Annotated in this window: 14 protein-coding genes; 4 read left to right on the top strand and 10 right to left on the bottom strand. The window is 57.8% G+C overall.

The features are described 5' to 3' along the window. Positions 1-43: 43 nt before the first annotated feature. Positions 44-340, bottom strand: coding sequence for a helix-turn-helix transcriptional regulator (locus AAIL66_RS14410; protein ID WP_343497036.1), 297 nt, complete (start codon positions 338-340; stop codon positions 44-46). A 152-nt stretch (positions 341-492) separates the two neighbouring features. Here AAIL66_RS14410 and cls point away from each other — a divergent pair, with 152 nt between their 5' ends. Together cls and AAIL66_RS14400 are read left to right on the top strand one after the other, a co-directional pair. Next, a complete protein-coding gene (cls, locus tag AAIL66_RS14405) occupies positions 493-1,947 on the top strand; it encodes a cardiolipin synthase (RefSeq protein ID WP_080746242.1) in 1,455 nt (484 codons plus the stop codon). Then, positions 1,947-2,798 (top strand): NAD-dependent protein deacetylase, encoded by an 852-nt coding sequence (locus AAIL66_RS14400; RefSeq protein ID WP_034377651.1) that lies wholly within the window; start codon positions 1,947-1,949, stop codon positions 2,796-2,798. The genes cls and AAIL66_RS14400 overlap by 1 nt, the downstream gene beginning before the upstream one ends. A gap of 771 nt (positions 2,799-3,569) precedes the next feature. On the opposite strand, the gene AAIL66_RS14395 is transcribed toward AAIL66_RS14400, so the two are convergent. The 3 genes from AAIL66_RS14395 to AAIL66_RS14385 are packed head-to-tail and all read right to left on the bottom strand — an operon-like array spanning position 3,570 to position 7,368. Continuing rightward, complete coding sequence (locus AAIL66_RS14395) at positions 3,570-4,526, bottom strand: tripartite tricarboxylate transporter substrate binding protein BugD (protein ID WP_343497088.1); 957 nt, start codon at positions 4,524-4,526, stop codon at positions 3,570-3,572. A gap of 47 nt (positions 4,527-4,573) precedes the next feature. Beyond that, a complete protein-coding gene (locus AAIL66_RS14390) occupies positions 4,574-5,968 on the bottom strand; it encodes a cation:dicarboxylase symporter family transporter (protein ID WP_343497035.1) in 1,395 nt (464 codons plus the stop codon). A gap of 23 nt (positions 5,969-5,991) precedes the next feature. Then, positions 5,992-7,368 carry an adenylosuccinate lyase family protein gene (locus AAIL66_RS14385; protein WP_343497034.1) on the bottom strand — a complete coding sequence of 459 codons (1,377 nt, stop codon included), beginning with the start codon at positions 7,366-7,368 and terminating at the stop codon, positions 5,992-5,994. Positions 7,369-7,486: 118 nt separating this feature from the next. Between AAIL66_RS14385 and AAIL66_RS14380 the strand changes: the two genes are divergently transcribed. Beyond that, on the top strand, positions 7,487-8,233 hold the full coding sequence (locus AAIL66_RS14380; RefSeq protein WP_343497033.1) for a GntR family transcriptional regulator: 747 nt from the start codon (positions 7,487-7,489) through the stop codon (positions 8,231-8,233). 430 nt (positions 8,234-8,663) lie between these two features. On the opposite strand, the gene AAIL66_RS14375 is transcribed toward AAIL66_RS14380, so the two are convergent. The 4 genes from AAIL66_RS14375 to AAIL66_RS14360 all read right to left on the bottom strand — a co-directional run bounded on the left by AAIL66_RS14375 (position 8,664) and on the right by AAIL66_RS14360 (position 12,138). After that, the gene (locus AAIL66_RS14375) at positions 8,664-9,581 is read right to left on the bottom strand and encodes an alpha/beta hydrolase (RefSeq protein WP_343497032.1); all 918 of its coding nucleotides are present in this window, start codon (positions 9,579-9,581) and stop codon (positions 8,664-8,666) included. Next, a complete protein-coding gene (locus AAIL66_RS14370; protein ID WP_343497031.1) occupies positions 9,562-9,786 on the bottom strand; it encodes a twin-arginine translocation signal domain-containing protein in 225 nt (74 codons plus the stop codon). The genes AAIL66_RS14375 and AAIL66_RS14370 overlap by 20 nt, the downstream gene beginning before the upstream one ends. Next, positions 9,783-10,943, bottom strand: a complete 1,161-nt coding sequence (locus AAIL66_RS14365) for an MFS transporter (RefSeq protein WP_343497030.1) — start codon at positions 10,941-10,943, stop codon at positions 9,783-9,785. The genes AAIL66_RS14370 and AAIL66_RS14365 overlap by 4 nt, the downstream gene beginning before the upstream one ends. A gap of 82 nt (positions 10,944-11,025) precedes the next feature. After that, positions 11,026-12,138 carry an alpha/beta hydrolase gene (locus tag AAIL66_RS14360; RefSeq protein ID WP_343497029.1) on the bottom strand — a complete coding sequence of 371 codons (1,113 nt, stop codon included), beginning with the start codon at positions 12,136-12,138 and terminating at the stop codon, positions 11,026-11,028. Between the two features lie 126 nt (positions 12,139-12,264). Here AAIL66_RS14360 and AAIL66_RS14355 point away from each other — a divergent pair, with 126 nt between their 5' ends. Continuing rightward, the gene (locus AAIL66_RS14355; RefSeq protein WP_343497028.1) at positions 12,265-13,158 is read left to right on the top strand and encodes a LysR family transcriptional regulator; all 894 of its coding nucleotides are present in this window, start codon (positions 12,265-12,267) and stop codon (positions 13,156-13,158) included. Between the two features lie 1,144 nt (positions 13,159-14,302). On the opposite strand, the gene AAIL66_RS14350 is transcribed toward AAIL66_RS14355, so the two are convergent. Both AAIL66_RS14350 and AAIL66_RS14345 read right to left on the bottom strand, forming a co-directional pair. Next, the gene (locus AAIL66_RS14350; RefSeq protein WP_343497027.1) at positions 14,303-14,716 is read right to left on the bottom strand and encodes a PaaI family thioesterase; all 414 of its coding nucleotides are present in this window, start codon (positions 14,714-14,716) and stop codon (positions 14,303-14,305) included. Positions 14,717-14,765: 49 nt separating this feature from the next. After that, a complete protein-coding gene (locus AAIL66_RS14345; protein ID WP_034409871.1) occupies positions 14,766-15,899 on the bottom strand; it encodes a thiolase family protein in 1,134 nt (377 codons plus the stop codon). Between the last annotated feature and the right edge of the window lie 3 nt (positions 15,900-15,902).

The following is a 15,902-nucleotide window of genomic DNA, read 5'->3' as shown; positions in this document are numbered from 1 at the left end:
TGGCCGAGCAAACAGGGTTCTCAAGTTAACAATGCGTAAGACCTCATAGCGAATCCTGGTCGGTCACCGGACTGGCGATGCGGTCGGTTGCAGCCGTCTGGCCGGTCTGAGGCTGAATCAGTGCCAGCACCTGGGCGTGCAGCTCGGCCGGCACGGCAATCAGCTCCATATTCAGCACACGGGCCATTTCCTGCAGAGTGGAAAAGCGCGGGTCTACGTCGCCGGTTTCAGTGCGTTGTACGGCCATGCGTGACAGGCCGGCACGTTCGGCCAGATCGGCCTGGGTGATGCGGGCGGCCTTGCGGGCCTGGGCCAGAGTCGTGATGAGTTCGGAAATCATGCGTATCAATATACTCTTTGTAGCGCGGTACAAAAGCATGGCGCCTGCTGGAGGGTGTTTCCCCGGGCAGGCGGGCCACCGCAGGCTGCCATGCCGCTGCCATACTGCGAGGGCATGGTGGTGATGGTTCATCGAACAACAGGAGTGTGCAATTGGACTGGATAGCAATGCAGCTGAGCCACGAGAGCGTCAAGCTCTGGCTGTCCGTGGGCTGGTCGCTGTATGTCGTCGTGGTAGGCATCTGGATTTTGCTGCAGCGCAGCCAGCCGATTGCCACGCTGAGCTGGCTGTTGTCCATGGCTGCGTTACCTGTGGTGGGTCTGCTGGTCTATTACTACTTCGGTCCGCAACGCATGAAGCGCCAGCGTATCAAGCGGCTGCGCTCGCGCAAGCGTTCGCGTGTGCGCAACAGCATGCAAAAACTCAGGGAACGCATTCCGGCCCAGCAGGAGCGCCTGCGTCAGGTGGCACGGCTGGTTGGCATGACCAGCGATTTTCCGGTAAGCACGGCCACTTCCATGCAGTTGCTGGTGGGTGGCGCGGCGACCTTTGATGCGATTGCCGATGCCGTGAGCGCAGCACGCCACCATGTGCATCTGGAGTACTACATCTACGAGCCCGATCAGACCGGCACGGCTTTGCGTGATTTGCTGATCGAGAAAGCACGTGCAGGCGTGCAGGTGCGTTTGCTGGTGGACGCCCTGGGTTCCAAGAAGCTGGGGCGAAAGTTTCTGGAGCCGCTGCAGCAGGCCGGGGCCGAGGTACTGCGCTTTCACGATGCCAAGATAGGGCGGCGGCTGCGACCCGTGGTCAACTTCCGTACCCACCGCAAGATTCTGGTCTGCGATGGAAAAGTGGGCTTTACGGGTGGCGTGAACGTCACCGATGAAGAGAACGAGCGCATTTGTGACGATGCTTATCATGACGTGCATATCCGGGTCGAAGGCTCCGTCGTCAACTGGCTGCAGACAGTGTTTCTCGAGGACTGGGCCTACACCCGCAGCGACGATCCGCACCGGCTGCCCAACGATCTTGACGATCTGCTGCCCGATTGCGAAGACGGCCCCATCCCCATGCAGGTCGTGACCTCGGGGCCTGACGACCAACTGGACGCCATCTACCGCTCCTATCTTGCGGCCATCAACGCGGCACAGCAACGCATCTTGCTGACCACGCCTTACTTTGTGCCGACCGAAGGCGCGCTGACGGCTCTCACCAATGCTGCACTGCGCGGTGTGGAGGTTCGCATTCTGGTGCCGAAGAAGTCTGATTCGCTATTGGTGACGGCCGCTGCGCGCTCCTATTTTGACGAGCTGATTCGCTGTGGAGTGCATATCTATGAATATGCGGCCAGCATGCTGCACTCCAAGACCTTGGTGGTCGATGACAATATGGCCATGATCGGCACGGCCAATTTTGACTATCGCAGCTTTTTCCTCAACTACGAGGTCTGTGTGATCGGCTACGGGCCAGAGCTGAATCAGGCCATCGCTGCGCAGTTCGAGGCCGACCTGGGCCAGGCTCGAATGGTGCAATATCGCAGCGAAAAAGGTCTGCGGCGACGGCTGGTCGGTTCCGTGGCCCGATTGACGTCGCCGCTGCTGTAATGAGTGAAACCGTGAACCATTGTGTGGATGCTCTGGCGCTGTGGCGCCTGCAAGACTGGCTGCATGCGCATCCGCGTGTGGTGGTCATTGGTGGCGCCGGCTGCAGCACTGAAGTCGGCATCCCTGACTATCGTGACCGCAACGGACAGTGGAAGCGCCCCCAGCCCGTGACCTATCAGGCCTTCATGGGCGATGTGCTGGTGCGTCAGCGCTACTGGGCGCGTTCCATGCTGGGCTGGCGCGTGATGGGGCAGGCGCGGCCCGGCTCCGCCCATCAGGCACTGGCGCGACTGGAGCAGCAAGGCCGGCTGGAGTTGCTGATCACCCAGAATGTCGATGGCCTGCATGATGCGGCCGGCAGCCTGAACATCGTGGACCTGCACGGGCGCATCGACACCGTGCGCTGCATGGACTGCGACAAGCGCTCTGCCCGCGCCGATCTGCAGCAGCGGCTGCTGGCGCTGAACCCGGCCTGGGTTGAACTGTATGCAGCACCGGCGCCCGATGGCGACGCCGATCTGGAAAACCAGGACTTCAGCCGCTTTGTCGTGCCGGCCTGCCCACATTGCGGGACAGGCCTGATCAAGCCCGATGTGGTGTTCTTTGGCGAGACCGTGCCGAGTGAACGCGTGCAGACCTGCATGGCGGCAGTGGCCAGGGCCGACGCCGTGCTGATCGCAGGCTCTTCATTGATGGTCTATTCGGGTTACCGTTTTGCGCTGGCTGCACATGAGCAGGGCAAGTCCATCGTGGCCATCAATCAAGGCGTGACAAGGGCCGATGCATTGCTGGCTTTCAAGGTGGAGGCCGATGTGGGTCAGGTTCTGATGGGCCTGATCGAGGCAAGCTAGCTCACTCCCCGCGCGCAATCGATGAGGGTGACTTGAGCAAATAAAGTTCGTCGGACTGTCAGCGGTAAGCACTTGATTTCTCTGATCTCACCTTCCGTCGCAAAGTCGGTCGGAATCGTATGAGATCAGCACGATTGAATTTTCAAAGTCAGTCGAGGTCAATAGTGAATGGGCGTAACGGCAGCATTGAACATCCGTACCAAATGCTCGCTATCAATGCGCCGACGCCTTCGACCAAGGATTGACCGAGAAGATGATCACCCCTGGCTATTGAGGTCGCTGCCTTAGCAGGCTCCTTTCGGCCAGAAGCTGTCGTCCGGTCGGCAGCCGCGAACGGCACGTCTAGGCAGTCTGCAGTAGCTCAACTCAAAGATGACAATGACTACTAATGCACAAAGCAGTCATTGAAGCTCGACTTTCACGGATGTCCGCTCCAAACCTCAAAGAAGTCACTGGACTGTCGCGAATTTCGGATGACCGCTTTTACCTGAGGCGAACTGGAGCTAATGACCCATTGCAGGCCTTCAAACCTTGCTATGCAAAGACTGCTTTTCAGTGAGCGCAGCCATCCGGCTTGGCATGCAGAATGGCTGACCAATCGAACAGCAGACATTGAACGAAGTATCGTTTGGGCAACCGCTTTAGATCTCAAGCTTAGCCCACTTCAAACGGTCCCAGGTCTCCACGACCTAGCCAATGCTGATTAGTTCACCTTTGGTAGAGGCTCCAGACAAATTTATGTGTTCGCACGGTTTGGTCATTAGGAGCCGATCATTCAAGAGAGATTCGCGATTTTGCTGCCACGGCCTTCCAACGTGCTACTTCCGTCGCTGTGTGCTGACCTAAAGCTTTACCCGTGTATTGCTCCGCAGATAGCAGCTGAATAGCTTGGCCGACCATCTTGTCGGTAAATGTCTTGTCGGCCATTGCTTTCAGGTATGCCTCTTGAAACTTATCGAGTGCGCCTTGAGGTGTGCCCTTGGGTGCATAGATGCCATACCAAGTGCTGGCATCAAAGCCGGGCATCACCGTCTCAGCCAATGTCGGAACATCCTTTAATTGTGGCAGACGCACCTTAGAGGTCACGGCTAATGGGCGGACCTTTGCTTCCTTGATTTGTGGCAAGGCTGTATTGGTCTGGTCGAACATGGCATCCACCTGACCGCCGATGACATCCATTAGCGCAGGGCCCGCACCTTTGTATGGCACCAGGGAGACCTTCATGTCGGCTGTGGAGGCGAACAATGCTGCGATCAAGTGTGAGCTGGAACCCATGCCCGCGTTGCTGATGAACAGCTTGTCGGGATTGGCTTTGCCAAAATCGACCAAGGCCTTTATGTCCTTGGCCGGATGTTCTTTTCGCACCATCAGCACCAATGGCGTGTCTGGGAAACGAAAAACCGGTGCAAAGTCTTTCACCGGGTCGTAGGCCAGCTTTTTGTACAGCGCAGGGGCTGCCCCCATGTAGCCCACGTGGCCGACCAGCATGGTGTAGCCGTCAGGCTGAGCCCTGGCCACCTTGGCTGCACCTACCGTCCCACCGGCGCCGGGAACATTTTCGATAATGATTGGCTGTCCCACTTCACGTGCAACCCGCTCGGCAATGTTGCGTGCCATCGCATCAGTGGGCCCGCCAGCTGCAAATGGGACTATCCAGGTGACGGGCTTTGTCGGGTAGCCCTGTGCCCAGGTGCATGCCGTGACGGTTATGAGGGCGAGCGCCACCATACCGTTCTTTTTGAACGATTTCATGTTTGTCTCCTTGGGTTAAAAAATTAGCGTGTTGCTAATGCCGTGGTTGGAAGCGCGCTATGAGCGTCTGCGGCCAGCAACGTGCCGTCGTCCATTGCTGCATCCTCCACCGCGCTTTGCGGATAGCGCTCTGGGTATAGGTGCCGTTCTGCTGCTTGTGCATCGAAGGTTCCGGACCATTTAGCAACGACCACTGTGGCCACGCTGTTGCCCAACGTGTTGCAAGTGGCAATCGCCATCGACAGAAAACGATACACACCGAAGATCACAGCTAGACCCTCCACTGGCAGGATGCCTGTTGAGGTGACCGTGGCTGCAAATACGACGAACGATCCCCCGGAAACGGTGGCGGCGCCCTTGGATGTCAGAAGCATCAACAGCAGAATGCCGATCTGCTGGTCGAGGCTTAGCGGAACTCCATAAGCATGCGAGATGAACATCACTCCCATCGCCATGAACAGGGATGTTCCGTCCAGGTTGAAGGCATAGCCTGTTGGCAGCACCAGCCCCACTGTTTGCTTGGCACAGCCCAAGCGCTCAAGCTTGATGAGCAGACGCGGTAGCGCGCTCTCTGATGAGGCAGTGCCCAACACAATCAGAATCTCATCTTTGATGTAGCGCACAAAGCGCCACAGACTAAAGCCCGCAATCCTTGCAACCAGTCCCATCACCACCGCGATGAACAGCGCAACCAACACATAAAAACCCAGCACGAACTGCGCCAGTGCAATGAGGACCGCGCTACCGTTGCTGCCCACTGAGTACGCCACTGCACCAAATGTGCCGATGGGGGCAAGTTTCATCACTAGATTAATGAAGGCAAACAGCACTTCGGAGATGCCGTCCAATGCCGCATTAATCGGAGTGCGGCGATTCTCAGGAATTGCCAGGATACCAATGCCGACCATCACCGCCAGCACCACGACTTGTAGCAGTTCGCCTTTGGCAAAGGCTCCTACAAAGTTGTCGGGGACGATGTGTGCCATGAACTCCAGGAAGCCTTGAGGCGCCGCTGCTTTGGCTACGGGAGCACCTGCACTGGCAGTGACGTGCGCCATGCCCTTGCCGATCTCAACCAAGTTCCCTGCAAACATGCCTGCCATCAGCGCAACGGTGGAAATAACTTCAAAGTAAACAATCGCGCGCCAGCCCACACGACCTGCACTCTTTACATCCCCCGCCGACGCGATGCCATGCACGATGGTGAGAAACACCAACGGCGCGACACCAGCCTTGATTAACGACAGGAACATGTCTCCCAGCAACTTAAGTGTGGAAGCAAATGCGGGAAACACGAAGCCTACGGCAATACCCAAAATCAACGACACCAGCACTTGCATGCCGAGCTTGCGATACCAGGGCAGCCTCTGAGTTGCTGCCTGCGGCGCCTCCGGCGCCTGAATAGAGGTGGAGGTCATGTTGTCTCTCTTAAAGCAGGTACTCAGGCCTGAACTTGTGCTGACAGTTCCAGTGCGCGATCCACCATTTGCGGTGCCAAACCAAGATAGTTGGCCGGGTCTGTCAAGCGATCAATCGTGGCGCGGTCGAAGTGCTTTGTGACTTCTGGCAATGCGGCCAACGCTTCAGCAAGCGTGCCGCCCTTTTCGTTGACAGTGCGGCAGGCGTCGTACACGACGTCATGTGCCTGCTGGCGACCGATGTGTGGTGCCATACCCATCATCACGGCTTCGGCGACGATCAGACCTCGGCTGATGCCCAAGTTATGGCGCATGCGCGCCTCATCTACGATCAAACCGCCCAGCGCGAATTTGGCCTGATGCAACGCACCTGAAGTGAGAATGAAACTTTCAGGAATGGCAATCCACTCCGCATGCCAAGGGCCGGTAGCACGTTCGAAGTCTTGCACCATCGCATCGACCATCAGCCCCGCATGCTGGCGCACTGCCTTCGATGCGGCCAGCATCAATTCGCTGGAAATAGGATTGCGCTTTTGCGGCATGGTGCTGCTGGCACCACGACCCTTAACAAAGGGCTCATACACTTCAGCAAACTCGGTGGACGCCATGATCATGATGTCCAGCGCGATCTTGCCCAACGATCCGGTAATGAGTGCCAACAGATTAATGGCTTCTGCAAACCCATCGCGTGCCACGTGCCAAGTGGTGGCAGGCACTCCGAGGTTCAACTCACGCGCCAGTGCCGCCTGAACGGCGAAGCCCTGTTCGCCCAGCGAGGCCAGTGTGCCTGCGGCACCGCCGAAGCCAACCACAGCCACACGTGGTCGCAATTCAGCCAAGCGCTGCTGGTGACGGTCAAACATGGCTAGCCATATCGCAGCCTTATAGCCAAAAGTCACCGGCAATGCCTGTTGCAAATGGGTGCGGCCAGCCATCGGCGTGTCGCGGTGCTTTTTGGCCAAGCCTTGCAAAATAGTGCGTAGCTCGCGAATGTCGGCCCCGACGCTATCGATAGCGTCGCGTACCTGCAGCGCCACGGCGCTATCCATGACGTCTTGAGTGGTCGCTCCCCAGTGCACATAGCGACCTGCATCGCCACACATGTTCACCAATTGGTGTACCAGCGGCAAGATTGGATAGCCCACGATGTCGGTCTCGTGACGCATGTGGTCAAAGTCGATGCGCTCGATACGTGACTCTTTGGCAATGGTTTCGGCGGCCTCGGCCGGAATCACGCCCACATGGGCTTCCGCCTTCGCCAGACCCACCTCAACGTCGATGTAGCGCTGAATGAGGGCGCGATCCGAAAAAATATCGCGCATCTTTTGAGTCCCGAAGGCATCGCGAAACAGGATGGAGTCGACGACTGTGCTGGACAGGGGAACGGCGGCGTAGCTCATGGTGCGTTCTGTAGTGAGTTAGAGTAGATAACCAGTTATGTCCGAACCTGATATGTTCGGACATATGAAAATGTAGATATGTTCGGACATATAAGCTACAGGGTATACCCTTGACTCCATGCACGACGAAGCCGCCCCCAAACTGAACTTCACCGCCATCGCCAATCACCTGACCGAAGCTATTACTACTGGTCATTTCGAGGTGGGGTCGCTGTTACCTACTGAGTTGGAGCTTTGCGAGCACTACAACACCAGTCGGCACACCATTCGCGCTGCCTTAACGGCTCTGCAGGAGCGTGGGCTGGTCTCGCGCAAAAAGAACGTGGGAACACGGGTCATCGCAGCTAAGCCCAGCACCCCATTTAGGCCCACGCTTGCTTCGGTGGATGATCTGGTGCAATTCGGTGCGGAGCACCTTCGCCAGGTGCAGCACATCGACACTGCAGTGGCCGTCGGAGCGCTTGCTCAGGATCTGGACTGCGCCGACGGTGCGCAATGGCTGCGCATTTCTAGCCTGCGCTTAGAGGGGGGCGGTAAAGCGCCCCCTATCGGGTGGACTGATGTATACGTAGATCCGCAGTACCAAGACATTGGTGAGCTTGTGCGGTCCACGCCGGATACGCTGGTGAGCACTCTGATTGAGCAGCACTATGGCCGCCAGATCGCTGAAATTCGCCAGGATATCCGTGCCGTGCAGATTGACGACGCTGCACTGGCTGATTCATTGAGGGTGCCGTTAGGGGCACCAGCACTAAAGATTGTGCGACGCTATTTTGACCCTGAGGGGACGCTGTTCGAAGCCAGTATCACGACTCATCCCGCTGAGCGCTTCTGGGTGTCTATGCGCATGCAAAGAATGAAGTAGATTGACGAGTTCTTATCGCGCAGTTGACTTTGATCTTCTGACGAACCAAGTCAACGCGCAGGCCTGTTCATACACTTGCAAACAATGCATCTGATCACCGGATTTTCTTTGAACAAGTGGTGTGGCGAAAATAAGTGCCTCCGAGCCGGGGGCGCCAAAACACTCCCAATCGAGCTACTGGCTCCAAGGAAAAGCTGTGGATCAGTGCAGACTAACTTCAACGACTGGTGTTGGCTATCTATCGATCAGACAGCCGGATTGTGAATGACTCAATCCAGCCTGAAGCCAAGCTCATACTCGTAGATATGGTTTGCAACGATTGCCCTCGTTCTCTCTGGTGGTATGACTGGTGGCCCCCTGGACATATATGTACCAGGGCTTCAATTGACCACCCACTTGATACCGGGCCATTTGATGTCAAACAGAGAGACTAAGTCAGCGCAGATTTGAAAAAGCGCTCAAGATCATTGAAGGGAATCTTGTCAAGTTGGTCGTACAAGTCGACATGGTCTGCACCCGGAACGATCAACAATTGCTTAGGGTCGGATGCCGCCTTGTAGACATCTTCGGAGTAGTAGCGCGAGTGCGCGTTGGCGCCTGCAATCAACAGTATTGGCCGTGGTGAGACCATTCGGATATTGGCCGCCATTGGAAAGTTGAAGAACGACATCGGCGTGGTTGCAGTCCAAGCCATCGCCGAGTTGATCGATCGAGCATGAAAGCCACGTGGGGTCCGGTAGTAGTTGAAGAAGGCGGTAAAAACCGGATCCGCATCAGCCGGTAAGGTGTCCGGAAGAACGCGGTTTCCTCTAACCAGATTGCCTGTATTGTCGAATGGCACTTCGTGTAGTCCCACGGCGTAGCTGCCTTTTTCAGCATCCACCCAACGTTGTTTGCTGAGATAGTCAATGACCTTGTGGCGCTGCTCCATGGTGTAGCTGTCCTTGTAGCCGCGGCTCATGCTTCGGGACATGTCATACATTGATGCTGTTGCCACGGCCTTGATGCGTGAGTCGCTGGAGGCAGCGGTCAACGCCATGCCACTGAGACCACAGATGGCCATAACGCCGATTCGCTCACGGTCAACTTGAGGTAGAAGGCCAATGCAGTCGATGGCCGCACTGTAGTCTTCCGTGAAAATGTCGGGTGAGGCGACGTTGCGCACCTCACCACCGCTTTCGCCAGTGAACGATGGATCGAAGGCCAATGTGACAAAGCCTCGCTCGGCCAACGTCTGAGCGTAAAGGCCCGATGATTGCTCTTTGACAGCGCCGAACGGGGCACTGACGACCAGGGCGGGCCATTTCATCGAGCCCTTGTCTTTGGGTTCATAGAGGTCGGATGCCATAGCGGTTTTTGAACTGGAGCTTGCTGTGTTGGACTTTGTCGCTCTTTGGGAACACTTTGTCCCAGGCTTGGTTCTGTGTCACGGTTTTGCTGTCTATATGGTTGCTTTCAGTGGAGGCCTGTGCAGATGGCAGGCCGAGGGCACCAGCCGCACCTGCGGCCAATGCTGATTGCAGGAGTCCCCTGCGGTCGATGCTTGATGTCATACGTTTGCCTTACGGTCGGTATGAGATGGGAAAATTGAAGCGCCGGTGGAGCGCGCCGTCAGGAAGACAAGGAACGAAGCGACGAGCAGAAGCCCAGCACTTGTGATGAAGGTACTGAGATAGCCGTTGCGGTCGAACAGCAAGCCACCCACCGTAGATCCCAATGCGATGGCCAACTGAACTACCGCCACCATAAGGCCGCCGCCGGCTTCAGCATCTCTGGGTAGCGTGTTGGCGATCCAGGTCCACCAACCGACGGGCGTTGCGGTTGCGACAAAACCCCATACCGCCAGCAATGCCGCCACAAGAAGCATGGAAGTACCCACCTGCGTCAGTGCCACCGCAATCACGGCCATCAGTAGCGGTGCGACCATCAGCGTGACGTACAGCCCACGCTGGAGTGCGACTCCAATGAGCACCGTTCCTGCAAAACCTGCGACACCGATGATCAACAGCATGACGGACAGCCAGGCACTTCGCACCTGGGTCACGTTCTCCAGAAAGGGCCGAAGGTAAGTGAATAGAGTGAACTGCCCTGCGAAAAAAACGCCGACGGCCAGCATGCCCAGCACGATGCGTCGCTCGCCCAGCAGCCGCAAAGGATTGGCGTTGCTTATCTTCGTGGCATGTGCAGGCAGGGGTGGCAAGCTCCACCACATCCAGACAAGCGCAACGAGGGCGGTTGGAACTAAGCAGGAGAAGGCACCGCGCCACCCGACTACACTGCCAAGGTAGCTGCCAATAGGGGCTGCTAATACTGTGGCCAGAGCGTTACCGCCATTCAGGGTCGCCAGTGCCCGGGGGACTTTGTTGGCCGGCACAAGCCGCATGGCCGTTGCAGCGGACAGCGACCAAAATCCACCGACTACGATGCCGATCAGCGCCCGGCCTGCCATGTAGATGGTGTAGCTGCCTGCGAACCCGATGATGCAACTAGAGAGGCACATCAGCCCGGCCAGGCCAAGCAGCAAAGCCTTGCGGTCGGACCGCCCCGCCAGTGCAGGCAGGGCCAAGCTCGCAAGAACAGCGAAAGCTCCTGAAATAGCAAGACCCTGCCCAACCCACCCTTCGCTGATCTTGAGATCTACGGCCATGGGCGTAAGCAGGCTGACCGGCATGAACTCCGAAGCAATCAAAGCAAAGACGCAGAGCGTCATCGCAAAGACACCTCCCCAACGCGCAGTACCTTCGGCAACGCGCTCACGACTTTCGTCGACTGTGACTTGAGGGTTCACTGCTTCAAGCCGCCAAATGTTGGGTAAAGAATGAGGTCAGCTTTTGCCAGGGAATCAGGTTCGCACGGTCATAGAGGTCCACGTGTCCGGCATCTGGCACCCAAAACAGCTCCTTGGGACCGCTGGCTTTGCGGTAGGCGTCCTCGCTGAACTCTCGGGAATGGGCCTGGTCGCCGGCGATGAACAAGAGCGGACGTGGCGCAATCAGCTCCAGGTCGTTAAACGGGTAGAAGTTCATGAAGCGAACTTCGCTGGTCAACATGCGGTTCTGCGTTCGCTCTAGCGTGCGACCTTCGGGAACGACAATGCCACGAGGTGTGCGGTAGAACTCCCAGAACTCACGAGTGACGGGGTCAGCATCCGAAGGCAATTGCAATGGAAGGTAGTTCAGGAAGATGCCCTTGCCGCTATCGAACTCGGCAGCTCGCTGTCCCGCAGCCTTGGCTAGCAAAGCTTTGCGCTGCTCAAGATTCTGCGATTGGTTCAGGCCATTGCGCGTCACCGCACCCATGTCGTACATGCTGACCGTAGCGATGGCCTTTAGCCGTGGGTCCAGCTTGGCCGCGCTGATAGCAAAACCTCCGCTGCCGCAGATACCCAGCACACCGATGCGGTTGAGATCGATGTTGGCGCGAGTGCCAAGGAAATCTGCCGCAGCGCTGAATGCTTCGGCATACGTGTCAGGGGCTACCAGGTTTCGCGGTAGCCCCTCGCTTTCGCCCCAGTATGGCAGGTCGATGGCCAGGCTTGCGAAGCCTTGTTCAGCGAGCTTCTGCGCATAGAGCATGGAGCTTTGCTCCTTCACTGCGCCCATAGGGTGGCCCACGATGATGGCGGGCGATTGCTGCCCAGACTTGCGGTCCTTAGACGACACCAAGTTGCCTACTATCCGCATGTTGTACTGGTTCTTGAACCGAACTTTCTCAATAACAACACGGTTGCTTTTGTAGAAGTTGTCAGCGCCTTCGGATGCAGTCGGTGGTGCTGCTTGTGCTACGACTGGCCCGGCAAGGGACAAACCGCTCAGGGCTACGACGCCCAGGCCGCTGGTCTTCAGGAAGTCGCGGCGTTCGTTCACGATGGATTGATCAGGGGCAGTTATTGCTAGCTTGGTCATTCGATACTCCAGATAGAGATAGGCATCAGCTAAAACGCTGAGCTGCCCGTGCCTTGAATGGTCGCGTCTGCTGGAGGTTTCGATAAGATGGTGCAATCTTGATGTACTTGTGAGTTTTACTCAGCAATGAAATCTGCCAGAACTGATGACCTGCAAGCATTCCTCGCTGTCGCACGCGACCAGAGCTTCACCAAAGCGGCAGCCAAGCTGGGTGTCACGCCCTCTGCACTCAGCCATTCAATGAAGGCGTTGGAAGAACGGTTGGGCATACGCTTGCTTGCACGCACGACCCGCAATGTTTCAACGACGGAGGCTGGTGACCGGCTGATGCGCTCCATAGCTCCACTGTTTGAGCAGATTGCCGCAGAGGTGGAAGCTCTTGGCGAACTGCGCGACAAGCCAGCGGGCACAATCCGCATCACTTGCACAGATGACATCATCGAGCTGTGCTTGAGGCCACTGCTCGCGGAGTTTTTGAGCACCTACCCAGACATCAAGTTGGAGCTGTTTGTTGACTATGGGTTCACCAACGTGGTCGAAGAACGGTTTGACGCAGGTGTCCGGATGGGAGAGGCTGTCAGCAAGGACATGATTGCCGTGCGCATCGGTCCCGATTGGAGCCTGGCCGTCGTAGGCTCGCCCGCCTACTTCGAACGCCACCCGCCACCGAAAACGCCCTATGACTTGACTCGCCACAGTTGCGTGAATATCAGGCATAGGCCTTCGGGCTCCATTTACGCTTGGGAATTTGAGAAGGACGGCAAGATTTTCACGGTAAAGGGTGATGGCCAACTGGTCTTCAACAGCATCATGCATGTGCTCAACAGCAGCCTTGATGGGCTGGGGCTGGGTTACGTTCCCGAACAATTGGCTGCGCCATACATCGCGGATGGCCGATTGAAGCGTGTGCTTCAGTCGTGGTGTCCAACATTTCAAGGGTTCCATCTCTACTACCCGAATAGGCGGCAGGCTTCGCCGGCGTTTTCGGCGTTCGTCGAGGCTGTCAGGCATCGGGGGTGACTGTTGATGCGGCACTGTCGAAAGGGTCCCTGGAGGGTAGCCCTGGGTTGTTTGCTGATCAAAGTGAACGACAACAATGGGTTGTAAGCATCACTGCATGTCCCTTGTTATCGGACATTCACTGCTCCCTTAGTTGGCCAACTAGCCACTGACTGCTGCTAACCCAAAACCGGTCGTTTAGGGATCGACTGCCTTCGTGCTCCGAAGGGCAACTATGCGGCTGCCACCAGTATTCGCATGAGCTGCAGCAATCGCTGCAACGCCGCAGTTTGAACTAACTACTCGAAGGGCGGCAATGGGTCGGAACAAGCCTGTCGGAACAGGCTGAAGCTGTCCTTCAAGACAGTGTGTGGCAAACGCTCAATTGAGCGACGACCGGTCCCGAGGGTGAAGCGGCTGCTCAGGACAGGCCCGTCGCCAAGTCCCTCCCCAATGAGGATGTCGCGTCGTTACACAGCACCATCCGGTAGCGGAGTTCAGTCGAGCAAGACCAACAACGCTCTAGAAGCAAAAGCGCTCACACCGAGCGCTTTTTGCTGCGACTAATTCAAGCAACGAGTGGCGGTCCTTGTTCGACTAACTTTATTAGTGTCCGACAAACTTCATTTGCTCTAGTCAAGGGTAGGGCGGGGAAAACAGTCGGCCATACTCAACGAGCGCGCGCCGGTCTCGTTGAGGTAAAGGCATGGCTGCATGCCTCTGGTGTCGCCGATCATGGTCTCGAGTTCATCGCCACCGGTAGGGTGGAAATCGTGATGCAGCAGCGCAGCATGGCGGCGCTTCATAAAGCGGCAGGGAGTGCCAACAGATTGGTGTGCCGCCATTGAGCGGCTCGTGACCAGCATTGGCGCGGGCCATACAGCTGCAGCCCCGGAGTGAAACTTATGGCGGAGCTCGCGTTGAATACATAGCTGCCGGAATGCGCGGTGCAGGTGTTCTTGTTCCTGCGAGTTCGGGGGGCGCGCGTCTTGTGCGTCGGCTCGGCTGACTTTCGCACAGGGGGGCGCTGTTGGCGCGGATCGCAGGTCATGGCGAAAGCCTGACCTGCGCGCTGCGCGGTATCCGAACTCCGTCTTCACCCTGGGAGCCATCGATTTCTGTCGGATGTTTTCAGGCTGCCGCCTCAAGTGCGGCAAGGGCCCAGTCACCAGAGCACGATCTGCGAGCAACGGAATAGCGATAGCCTGCGCCCCTTGTCATCGAACAAGGTGGCCGACCACACCTGCGTTGTCCTTCCCAGATGTTCGGCCACGGCCTCCACGCGCAAGATTCCTTGCTTCGCAGTACCAAGGAAATTGGATTTCAGCTCCAGTGTCGTGAACCCTTTTGCACCCTCCGGTAGATGCGCCAGGGTCGCATAGCCGGCGCAGGTGTCGGCCAGCATCACCTGCGTGGCGGCATGTAGAAAGCCATTGGGAGCCATCATCCACGGCGCAATAGCCAGCTCCATGGTCATGCGGCCTTCGGCAAGTGCCAGCGGCCGCGCGCCAAAGGTATCGGGCAGTGTGCCGCGCTGGCGTTCAAGCAGACTGTCCAGGGTTTCGGTGCTACGGAGCATCACGGTTTCCTTGAGTGGAGTTGACGTCTTGGTCTTTGTCGATGTGAGCTCACGGTCTCTCAAGTACCGTAGCAATCCCTTGCCCACCGCCGATGCATTGGGTGGCCAGGGCATATCGTCCCTGCCGTCGTGCAAGCAAGGCAGCTGCCTTGCCTGTGATGCGCGCACCAGTGGCCCCCAGTGGATGACCGATGGCCAGCCCGCCGCCGTCAATATTCACGGTCGCCATGTCCAGGCCGAGGTCTCGGATGCAGGCCAGCGCCTGCGACGAAAAAGCTTCGTTGATCTCAACCACATCCAGATCGGCCACAGTGAGACCTGCACGGGCCAGCGCCTTGCGCGCGGCAGGGATCGGACCTATGCCCATGATCGCTGGGTCCACTCCCACGGTCGCGAAGCTGCGGATGCGCGCCAGTGCCTGCAGACCATGGCGTTCGGCAAAATCGTCTCGGGTGACCAGCACGGCCGCAGCACCGTCGGTCAACGGCGACGATGTGCCCGCCGTGACCGCGCCATCAGGCCTGAAGGCGGGTTTGAGCCCGGCCAGGGCCTCCAGTGTGGTGGCAGGGCGTATGCAGCCGTCGGCATCCAGCAGCTCTCCGCCCGGTAAAAGAATAGGCACGATTTCATCGACCAGCAGACCCTGGTCGCGGGCAGCGGCGGCTTTCAGATGGGACTGCAGTGCCAGCAACTCCTGGTCGGCGCGGTTTACACCCCATCTCTGCGCCACGTTTTCCGCCGTTTCGCCCATTGAAATATAGGCGTCGGTATTTGCCTGCAACAGCGGGTTCGGGGAGAAGTTGAAGCCGCCCTGCGGAACCATCGTCATGGACTCCACGCCCACACAGAGGAAGGCGTCGCCCATGCCGGCCTCGATCTGCGCTGCGGCGATATGCACGGCCTGCATCGACGAGCCGCAAAACCGGTTCACGGTCATGCCGCCCACGGTTTCGGGCAGGCCGGCCAGCAGGCCGACGATACGCGCCAGATTGTTGCCTTGCGAGGCCTCGGGGTAGGCGCAGCCGAGGATCACATCCTCCAATAGTGCAGGATCGAGGTCCGAGCGCTTCAACAAACCCTGTACGACCTGGGCTGCCAGCGTGTCCGGCCGCACTTCGGCGAGGCGGCCTTTGCGGGCGAATTGGAATGGCGAGCGCGCATAAGCTGCAATAACGGCTTTCATGAC

Source organism: Comamonas sp. F1-6 (assembly GCF_039581415.1).
Lineage (GTDB): Bacteria > Pseudomonadota > Gammaproteobacteria > Burkholderiales > Burkholderiaceae_C > Comamonas > Comamonas thiooxydans.
The sequence above is the reverse complement of the archived record's forward strand: the minus strand, read 5'-3'. Positions and strand labels throughout refer to the sequence as shown.

What these genes read in the sequence shown, in the direction of transcription:
- AAIL66_RS14410 (WP_343497036.1), bottom strand. Translation starts at nt 340, where the DNA reads ATGATTTCCGAACTCATCACGACTCTGGCCCAGGCCCGCAAGGCCGCC.
- AAIL66_RS14400 (WP_034377651.1), top strand. Translation starts at nt 1,947, where the DNA reads ATGAGTGAAACCGTGAACCATTGTGTGGATGCTCTGGCGCTGTGGCGC.
- AAIL66_RS14395 (WP_343497088.1), bottom strand. Translation starts at nt 4,526, where the DNA reads ATGGTGGCGCTCGCCCTCATAACCGTCACGGCATGCACCTGGGCACAG.
- AAIL66_RS14390 (WP_343497035.1), bottom strand. Translation starts at nt 5,968, where the DNA reads ATGACCTCCACCTCTATTCAGGCGCCGGAGGCGCCGCAGGCAGCAACT.
- AAIL66_RS14385 (WP_343497034.1), bottom strand. Translation starts at nt 7,368, where the DNA reads ATGAGCTACGCCGCCGTTCCCCTGTCCAGCACAGTCGTCGACTCCATC.
- AAIL66_RS14380 (WP_343497033.1), top strand. Translation starts at nt 7,487, where the DNA reads ATGCACGACGAAGCCGCCCCCAAACTGAACTTCACCGCCATCGCCAAT.
- AAIL66_RS14375 (WP_343497032.1), bottom strand. Translation starts at nt 9,581, where the DNA reads ATGGCATCCGACCTCTATGAACCCAAAGACAAGGGCTCGATGAAATGG.
- AAIL66_RS14370 (WP_343497031.1), bottom strand. Translation starts at nt 9,786, where the DNA reads ATGACATCAAGCATCGACCGCAGGGGACTCCTGCAATCAGCATTGGCC.
- AAIL66_RS14365 (WP_343497030.1), bottom strand. Translation starts at nt 10,943, where the DNA reads ATGACGCTCTGCGTCTTTGCTTTGATTGCTTCGGAGTTCATGCCGGTC.
- AAIL66_RS14360 (WP_343497029.1), bottom strand. Translation starts at nt 12,138, where the DNA reads ATGACCAAGCTAGCAATAACTGCCCCTGATCAATCCATCGTGAACGAA.
- AAIL66_RS14355 (WP_343497028.1), top strand. Translation starts at nt 12,265, where the DNA reads ATGAAATCTGCCAGAACTGATGACCTGCAAGCATTCCTCGCTGTCGCA.
- AAIL66_RS14350 (WP_343497027.1), bottom strand. Translation starts at nt 14,716, where the DNA reads ATGCTCCGTAGCACCGAAACCCTGGACAGTCTGCTTGAACGCCAGCGC.
- AAIL66_RS14345 (WP_034409871.1), bottom strand. Translation starts at nt 15,899, where the DNA reads ATGAAAGCCGTTATTGCAGCTTATGCGCGCTCGCCATTCCAATTCGCC.